Below are 2,326 nucleotides of genomic sequence, written 5' to 3' on the forward strand. Positions count from 1 at the left end.
GAGATCTACACTAGATCGCTCGTCGGCAGCGTCAGATGTGTATAAGAGACAGGAACTGGAGGGGCGTAGAACCACCACCGATATACTCCGGACGCTGCAATCGTGCATCGGGATTCCTCACGCCAAAGATGTTCTCCGTGATCTCGGTATACCGAGTACCACCACGCGCCATCCGCTCGAGAAACGTCTGGACCGCCATCGCCTGGCGGAACAGGTTGATGTCCGACTGAGCGAACAGCTGAGGAACCCCATTGACGCCCAGGGCGTCGATGATGAACTGGTCCCCAGTCGACTGATACGCGTTCGCGTACACACGCACACCAGTGGGCGTCGCAATCGAGGGCGTCTCAGTGGCCGTAACCGCCGCCGCCGTCGTGGCAACACCAGTCTGAACACCGAGGCCAATCACCGGCGACGTGATCTGAGGCGCAACGAACTTCTGAGGCCACGGCAGGCACGAGGTGAAATAATCGTGCGACTTCGCCCGATTACGAATCGGGAACACGGCCTCGCCGGCGTTAACCCCATCCTTCAACAACGCCTGGGCGTTGTACGTGACGAGGTTTTCGTCACGGAACCACTCGTAACAAATCCGAGTGTATGCGCGAAACGGGAGCAGCGACACCGCCAGGACAGCGGCAGGCTGACCAACAGTCGGAAGCCCGAGGTAGTCCCCGAGCGACCCAACCGCAAAGCCATTCCCGGCCGACGTACACTGAGGAACCGAGAACGCGATCGAATCACCAGGCGCATTCTGCTGACCCATCAACTTCACCCAATCATCGTACACCAACCGATTGGGACAGAAGAACGCATGAATGTCGATACGCTGAGAGTCCATGATCGGAAAGAGCGGAGTAGCCGTCCGAACGAACGGCGTGAACCGATACCGGAAATGGTCGCCAGGATACACCTCCTCGACATGGAACGGAATGAGCTTCCCAGCATCGAAGGTCGTCTTCACCGAGAACGAACCGGAGAACTTCGAGCGCGGCACATCGGGCCGCGCAACCATCGCCGCATCGTCCTGGCTCTGCAGCCGGCGTGTCGGAAACTGATACGACATCACGCCTCCTTCAGCAGCGAGAGCTGACCACTCGCCGCAGCATCAAGAGACACGACCTGCGACGCGCTCAACACCACGCGAAACTCCATCGCGCCGACCGCCATATGGGTCGGCAGGTCGTCATACTCCGCGTGCACATCGCACAGCGACACCAACTCGAAATCCTCCGGATACTTCGAGAATACCGAATCCTTCGCCCGAACCGCATCCGCGAAACCCCGAGACGCCTGGGCGTCCGACCGCTCGACATGGAACGACGAGAACGCGCAAGCCTTACGATCATGCAGAGCATACAGCTTCATAACTGACCCCGTTCAGAGCGTAGACGAATACGCGCGGAGGCGATGTCCTCCGACGCGGCCAACTCCCGCACAGTGGGACGCATCCCACCTTCGAGCTTCTCCAGCTCAAGCGCAGCCAACTCACTCTCCGACGCACTCTCCTTCCACGAGGCATGAAGAAAGCGCGGAACAGGAAAAGGCCGGCCCTGCCAAATGGCCGACCGACGCCAGGATCTAGAAAACTTGCGAAAGTCACCGGCGATACCAGGACGCCGAGACATCTGGAGAAAGGGAGGCTGATGCACATACACCTCCCCGGTCGCATAATCGACCTCCTCTCCCCTGGCGCGATGAAAGCCGAGCTTCTTCGCGCAATAGCCGGCGGTATAGGAAATCCGCGCCGGCGTGACGACATCCATCGTCACAAACCCTTTCCCCCACGCACGCTCCGCGGCCTCACGGTCCGCGGAACCGAACAGAATCGCGTGATAGTGCGGACGGTGCCGATGGTCACCGTACTCACCGCACCCGAAAAACCGAAACGCTCCAACCTGACGGCGCATATACCGCATGAACCGGGACAGGTCACGCTTAGACAACGTAGGGGGACAATAACGATCACTGTAGGTGAGAGTGACGAAAGAAGCGACAGAATGCAGCTGAACTTCTAACGAGCAACGAATGGCCCATTCACGCGCACGGGAAATCTGACAACCCACGCACGAACCACAGGGCAACAACAGCTCGGAAGACTGCAAAACACGGTCGACACGATCACGACCAGAAAACTCACGAACACGAGTCCCCAACAACAACCGACGAGAACCGCCGTCAATAACCGGAGGCCGCACAGCCGGGATCGGGAAAACACATGGCATTAGAGACGGATGCCACCGCGCCTATTGCGCTGAAGATTCACCTTCTCGGTGAGACCAACCCGACCCTTGAACTGCCGAACCGACTTGGACTTGTTCACACC

At 59.0% G+C, this 2,326-nt stretch carries 2 protein-coding genes; both read right to left on the reverse strand.

The window, feature by feature from the left end; all coding sequences use genetic code 11:
* Positions 1-1,065: 1,065 nt before the first annotated feature.
* Positions 1,066-1,368 carry a phage ORF5 protein gene (locus tag EBBID32_RS08165; RefSeq protein WP_037489747.1) on the reverse strand — a complete coding sequence of 101 codons (303 nt, stop codon included), beginning with the start codon at positions 1,366-1,368 and terminating at the stop codon, positions 1,066-1,068.
* Positions 1,365-2,225 (reverse strand): rolling circle replication-associated protein, encoded by an 861-nt coding sequence (locus EBBID32_RS25340; RefSeq protein WP_440590958.1) that lies wholly within the window; start codon positions 2,223-2,225, stop codon positions 1,365-1,367. Before EBBID32_RS25340 ends, EBBID32_RS08165 begins: the two co-directional genes overlap by 4 nt.
* Positions 2,226-2,326: the final 101 nt, after the last annotated feature.

Origin of the sequence: Sphingobium indicum BiD32 (assembly GCF_000382885.1) — a bacterium.
Lineage (GTDB): Bacteria > Pseudomonadota > Alphaproteobacteria > Sphingomonadales > Sphingomonadaceae > Sphingobium > Sphingobium japonicum_C.

Coding starts and splice junctions, on each gene's coding strand:
- EBBID32_RS08165 (WP_037489747.1), bottom strand. CDS start 1,368: ATGAAGCTGTATGCTCTGCATGATCGTAAGGCTTGCGCGTTCTCGTCG.
- EBBID32_RS25340 (WP_440590958.1), bottom strand. CDS start 2,225: ATGCCATGTGTTTTCCCGATCCCGGCTGTGCGGCCTCCGGTTATTGAC.